This is a genomic window from Psychrobacillus sp. BL-248-WT-3, assembly GCF_012843435.1.
Lineage (GTDB): Bacteria > Bacillota > Bacilli > Bacillales_A > Planococcaceae > Psychrobacillus.
Genome location: NZ_JABAFC010000072.1, coordinates 1 through 5498 on the forward strand (window position 1 = coordinate 1; position 5498 = coordinate 5498).

The 5498-nt window shown below is 36.7% G+C and carries 6 protein-coding genes; 1 reads left to right on the top strand and 5 read right to left on the bottom strand.

What is annotated here, in order from left to right; genetic code table 11:
• Positions 1-231 precede the first annotated feature (231 nt).
• A complete protein-coding gene (locus tag HF876_RS18535; RefSeq protein WP_169361532.1) occupies positions 232-438 on the bottom strand; it encodes a hypothetical protein in 207 nt (68 codons plus the stop codon).
• Positions 439-892: 454 nt separating this feature from the next.
• Here HF876_RS18535 and HF876_RS18540 point away from each other — a divergent pair, with 454 nt between their 5' ends.
• Entirely contained in the window at positions 893-1369 is a 477-nt protein-coding gene (locus tag HF876_RS18540; RefSeq protein ID WP_102782468.1) for a DUF3967 domain-containing protein, read from the top strand.
• Between the two features lie 62 nt (positions 1370-1431).
• Here the strand turns inward: HF876_RS18540 and HF876_RS18545 are convergent, their stop codons facing one another.
• The 4 genes from HF876_RS18545 to HF876_RS18560 form a co-directional block, all read right to left on the bottom strand.
• The gene (locus tag HF876_RS18545; protein ID WP_205964180.1) at positions 1432-1905 is read right to left on the bottom strand and encodes an 8-oxo-dGTP diphosphatase; all 474 of its coding nucleotides are present in this window, start codon (positions 1903-1905) and stop codon (positions 1432-1434) included.
• The gene (locus HF876_RS18550; protein ID WP_169361533.1) at positions 1902-2393 is read right to left on the bottom strand and encodes an NUDIX hydrolase; all 492 of its coding nucleotides are present in this window, start codon (positions 2391-2393) and stop codon (positions 1902-1904) included. Before HF876_RS18550 ends, HF876_RS18545 begins: the two co-directional genes overlap by 4 nt.
• Before the next feature lie 252 nt (positions 2394-2645).
• Positions 2646-3728, bottom strand: coding sequence for a protein rep (locus HF876_RS18555; RefSeq protein WP_169361534.1), 1083 nt, complete (start codon positions 3726-3728; stop codon positions 2646-2648).
• A 543-nt stretch (positions 3729-4271) separates the two neighbouring features.
• Positions 4272-5303, bottom strand: a complete 1032-nt coding sequence (locus tag HF876_RS18560; RefSeq protein WP_169361535.1) for a site-specific integrase — start codon at positions 5301-5303, stop codon at positions 4272-4274.
• Positions 5304-5498 lie beyond the last annotated feature (195 nt).

Here is a 5498-nt window from a genome sequence, read left to right on the forward strand (position 1 = left end):
CCATATGGCGTGCCTCGTTCTGCTCATGTGTGTATTGAAGCCTAAAGCCAGCGAACATTGTTCGCTTCTAATCGTGACCCATGAAAGTCACAGTGTTGCTACTTTGTAGCAAGAAACCGCTTCGCGATTTCGTTTCGTCCCAGCTGCACTGGTCCGAATCAATCAGCTTCGCCGATTGATCATTTCGCATCTTTCAGATACGAGCTATCAACCAAAGTCGATAGCCATTCTTCATCCCCACGTTCCGTCCGTAAAATACCGGAACCATTCTCCATTTCGGAAATACACCTTCAGACATTTGTTTCGAATATCTCGTTCGATTTTTACGATTTCCTCTTTTTGATATTTTGTCTTTTCCTCGTTACCGATCACGCTCAAATGTTTTGCATGAACCCTTTCGAATAATTTCGTTTCAACCTCGTTTAGTTTGATTGTCATTAATTACCTCTCCCTTTTCCGATGTACTTGAAGTACTCCTGTTTTATAGTTTTTAAATGCTATACACTTCTACACTCTTTTATCACGTTTAGTTATTATTTTCGCCAGATACGAACAAGGACGGACTCCCCTTGCTTATAACAATAACTATTTTCCGAGACATTTTACCTCTAACAACGATTGATTTTAAGGAACCATAGATTCATTATCCTTTCTCCCAAAGAACACAAAAAGGCCTTTGGGCAGATTGGTAGCATAGTAAGTCATGCTTTTTAACACAATCAGTCCAAAGACCTGTATTATTCATCACCGTCAGATCCCGCATGGGTTCGACATAAAAAAAGTAAAATAAATTTAGTATGTTATTAGTTTACCATTTGAAATCTTTCCTTTCAATCTATCTTTAAAGGCTTTTTCAAGATTCATAGCGAATAATTTCTTAGAGGTGAACTATATGCAAAACAATACAAAAACCTATTCCAGCAAAGATGTCGCAAAGCGGCTTTCGATACAACCCGTTACCATCCGAAAATATTCACAAATGCTGGAAGAACAAGGATACCCTTTCGCCAAAGCCGAAAATGGTTGGCGTCAATATAGCGAAGATGATATTAGGTTCTTAGAGTATTTATGTGACATGAAGAATATGGGCAGGTCACTAGATGAATCAGTCCAACATATAGCGTCTTTATATCGGTCCAATTTAACCATATCGCCATCCGCTATACCGCTACACGAGAAAAATCCTTTGATTGAATTCATCCAAGCACAACAGGAATTTAATCAAAAAATACTCGAAAGACTGGAAGCACAAGAAAAAAGACAAATTGAAAGAGATCAAAACCTAATGAAAGCACTAAGAGAATCACAAGAAGCAAAAAAACAAATTGCAGCTACTCAACAAAAAAAATGGTGGAAATTCTGGAAATAAAAGAAGGACCATCAAAAGATGGTCCTTCTTCAACTAAAGCACCCGTTAGTGCAATAAGAAAATTAGGTTTTTTTAATAAATACCTCTTCAGGTCTATTTTTTTCTTCATTCCAAACTGTCTGAATTTCGAATGTTCCTTTTTCAAAAAATAAGTCAAACCTTATTTTAATATCTTCTTGCATTGGTAACTCTTTTGCTTCGTCAATTTTCACCCAATGTAGTTCACCTTCTGACGGATTTTCTAATAACTCACCTGTAAAGTCTTTCGTCCAATAGTTCATCATTATGTATCGTTTGTTTACTGCTGGATTAACAAACTCTGAAATCCCTTTAAATACTAAATTACTAACTTCAAGGCCAGTTTCTTCTCTTACTTCCCGAATAGCTCCATCTACAAAACTTTCTGGAAAGTCTACTTTTCCCCCTGGTGGAAGAAACCCCTTAAACTTATCGTGCTGCCTATTTAACAACAAGACTTTATCTCCATCTTGAATCATAATTACTGTCCAAATTTTATATATAATATTTTCACTCATAAGATAGTCTCCAAATTCCGGTTTATTGACCACTCAACTCTATTATCAGGTTTTAACCATTCAACTTTTGCATTGACAAACTTATCACCATTAAGCAACTCATTAATAAATTCTTTATGATAATCTGGGATTAGACTATTCAATTCTATTTTATTAATATCAACCCAATATGGATAAATCTTTTCTTCATTTTGCACAATATCGCCCACGACATTTTTAGAAACGAAGAAAAAGCATACTGAATGATAGTCACTAACATGTTTAATAAATGAGATTATGCCCCTCAGTTCTAAATCAAACACTTTAAGTCCTGTTTCTTCTAACATTTCTCTGATACATGTTTCTTCCAGTGATTCATGTAATTCTACATGCCCTCCAGGAGGTATTAACATATTGTTTGTAGATAAGTCCTTCCGACCAGTTTTTTTAATAAATACCATTTTGTTATCTCTCATTGCAACGCATGAGACTTGTACACGTATTGACATAGCAATCTCCTTTTAACCTATAATTAAAAGCTATCTATTATTGAATTAAACTGCTTACGTTAGCTCAAGAAAAAAGTGTGACCCCCACACTCGTAGTAAAGCATCCCTTCTGTTCATTAATTTACATATATTAACTTATTCAACACAATCGCTAAAAAACCTTCTTCTTCAACTAAACTGCTGCGTTAGTTGAATAAGAAATTATATACTTTCTTATCTTTTTTTTAAAAAAAAGAGTAGCAAAAGCCACTCTCATTCCACCTCGTCATTTTCCTCAATGTACAAAGCACGTTTATTAAACCCTTCCAACTCTACTGGAGATAATTCTTTTAATTTATTTTCATACTTTGAGCCTTTCCATATTGACTGCAACAGATGCGTATAAAAGGCTTCGTCTTGTTTCTTGAATCGATCCAGTTCACCATTCTCATATTTTTTCGCATAGTCTTTCATCATTCCTGAAAAAACAAGTAATTGTCTTTTCTTCAAGGCGATATAAAACGTATCAAACACAGCTTCACTATGATACAGGTCAGAACCTTTTGCCGAATACTTAGCAATCTCTAAAACTGCATTTGAATTACCAGTTGCTCGCACTTTCTTAGCATCTACCTGTGTAATGGTCTTATCTTCCATACACTCTTGCCACATTTCAAGCCAATTCTCTTGCTTAATAAATGCTTTTGTATCCGTAAAATAAGTTTTATTCACGGCAACGATTATATGAACATGAGGATTATATGTATTGTATTGGGGGTTCGCATCCCCAACTTTATAACCCCTCATATCAAAATATCCTTTTTTACGGTTGTATAATTCTTCGGTAATATGTGACTCTTGATCTGTTGTTACTTCTAATTTCCGGATGTAACCTTTCACCACACGTTTTACATTCCTACGATCAAATAATCTTTTAACCGCTTTATTAAATCTATCAATCTCAAATCGCAATTCATCACCAGTACAATTGGGGGCAGTCAATGTTAAAAACAAAAATTCTTTCCCCTCAATTTCTTTCACTGCATCGAGCATGACTGATAATTTAATTGCATCTTTTTTAGCAGTTTTCCATGTGCAGATTGGACAAAAACGATTCCCACACGCATCCGTTTTATGTAATCTCTTCACACTCATTTCTCCATTCGTCAGAAATTGCATCCAACTACTACATGTTTCAAATCTCACGACTGATTTTATGGTCAAATGTTTCTCGATATAGTTTGCTGCTTTTCTATTCAAATCCTTTTTAGGCGTGTATTTATTCAACAAATCTTTTCCTAAAATGGTATCTTTTAATTGTCTTTTATCTACATTTTTAGCTTGATTATTTTGCATATATATTGTAAAGTCAACGTACATTGTTTTTTATAAAAAACTATATAAAAAGATGACTTGTCTCCTTTCCTAGTTTATTTGTTATTGTGTGGTAACTTTAGCTTACAACTTCGGAATCTAGGAAACAAGTCTTTTTTTATAAACACTATGCTAGAAAAAGTCGTTTCCGAAACTCCGAAACCCTTGAGAGAGTAAGAGCAAAGAGCAACTATACGCCCCGATTTCGTGCCGAAATAGTGACGTATAGTATTAAAAGAGAAGAGAGACCAAAAAAGCCCCCAAAAAACGGGGCTTTTTTTTAATTCAAAACCCTAAAATCAAAACCAAATATCCGCCACTCCAAATAACTTGTTTTATTCATTTCCCCCACTCCATGAACTCCACCGGCTGCCCTTTACAACGAGCCTTTCGGGGCATGTGTCTTTCGTGCCAAGTGCCACATGCAGAAAAAAGCAGTGGCACGAACCGAGATAGGTTAACATGCCCCTGCTCATTGTAAAGGGATCGCTTCGCTCAGCCGGTTCCGTCCATTCCGTTCTATCTTTACACGCCCTTTAGATATACTTCCGCCAAATCTATACGACCTTCTCCATGCCCTAAATATTCCTGCACCTTATCCATGACTTGTACGACTTCCCTGTATAAAGGTCGTTCATTTTTCGTGATTGTATGGTCTTTGCGATAACCAGCAGCCCGATTTTCTAACATGCGTTGAATCACTTCACGACCTGCGGTTTCAATTCCTCTTTGCTGCAACTCACTTTTTAGCATTTCTCTGGCATATGTATGCCTAAAAGAATGAGAACCTTTTATTCCTGCACGATTATAAGCTGATTTAAGCGTGTTATAACGCACAGGAGATAAAAAAGCGTCCTTTTCCTTCCCCTGAATCAATTCACGCACTCTCGCTTCAAATTCCGGCCTACAAGGCGATATACGACCTCTTCCTGCCTTTGTAACACCTTGTGCTGTATTTAAGGCTAGCTTATCTTCTGAAGCCTTCCAGAAGAGCTTACCGTCCTTTTCAACGATATGGGCCACTTTTGAATTAGCAACTTCACGCAACCGAAGTCCAAAAGCTTGTTGGAGATCCGCACCAACTTTCGTATTGGTAGAAAGCTTTTCTCGAAATCCTTTTATTTCTTCTGCGGAATAAGAACGGTCCTGTGGTTTTTCACGAGTAGCTGTATCTATCAATCTAGTTTTCGGGATCCACTCTCGCCCCTCAAACCCCTTATCTACTGAAATGTTGTGCATTCCTTTCTGCAGCAATCTTAAATTCGTTTCTATATTGATTAAGTGACCATTTGAAACTCCTTTTTCCTGCATATGAGAAATATAATCTCGGTAATCCGAACGCTTCAACTGGTACAGATCTTTTACTCCCCGCTCTTTTATCCATTCTGCAAAATTCTGTCCAACAGAAAGCGTGTGCTTCACTTGTGTGATGGAATGAATACCTGTTTCAGTTTCATTTTGTCGCAACTCTTTTTTAGACTTTCCGATATAGTTAATTCGTTTAATTGCTTGCTCTACTTGATATTTCAGTCGATTACCACCCCGATTATTTGCCATTTAAACACCTCCTAAATGTTTTTTTAATAAATGCAATAAAATTAAAACTCTTCTAAACCGCTAATTTGACGGTTAACGCCATAAGGTGACGCATTTCACCTTCGGTTCAAAGACATCACCATATGGCGTGCCTCGTTCTGCTCATGTGTGTATTGAAGCCTAAAGCCAGCGAACATTGTTCGCTTCTAATCGTGA

Bases quoted from the DNA above. Each gene is read 5' to 3' on its own strand.
- HF876_RS18560 (WP_169361535.1), bottom strand. From the start codon at position 5,303: ATGGCAAATAATCGGGGTGGTAATCGACTGAAATATCAAGTAGAGCAA.
- HF876_RS18550 (WP_169361533.1), bottom strand. From the start codon at position 2,393: ATGTCAATACGTGTACAAGTCTCATGCGTTGCAATGAGAGATAACAAA.
- HF876_RS18555 (WP_169361534.1), bottom strand. From the start codon at position 3,728: ATGCAAAATAATCAAGCTAAAAATGTAGATAAAAGACAATTAAAAGAT.
- HF876_RS18535 (WP_169361532.1), bottom strand. From the start codon at position 438: ATGACAATCAAACTAAACGAGGTTGAAACGAAATTATTCGAAAGGGTT.
- HF876_RS18540 (WP_102782468.1), top strand. From the start codon at position 893: ATGCAAAACAATACAAAAACCTATTCCAGCAAAGATGTCGCAAAGCGG.
- HF876_RS18545 (WP_205964180.1), bottom strand. From the start codon at position 1,905: ATGAGTGAAAATATTATATATAAAATTTGGACAGTAATTATGATTCAA.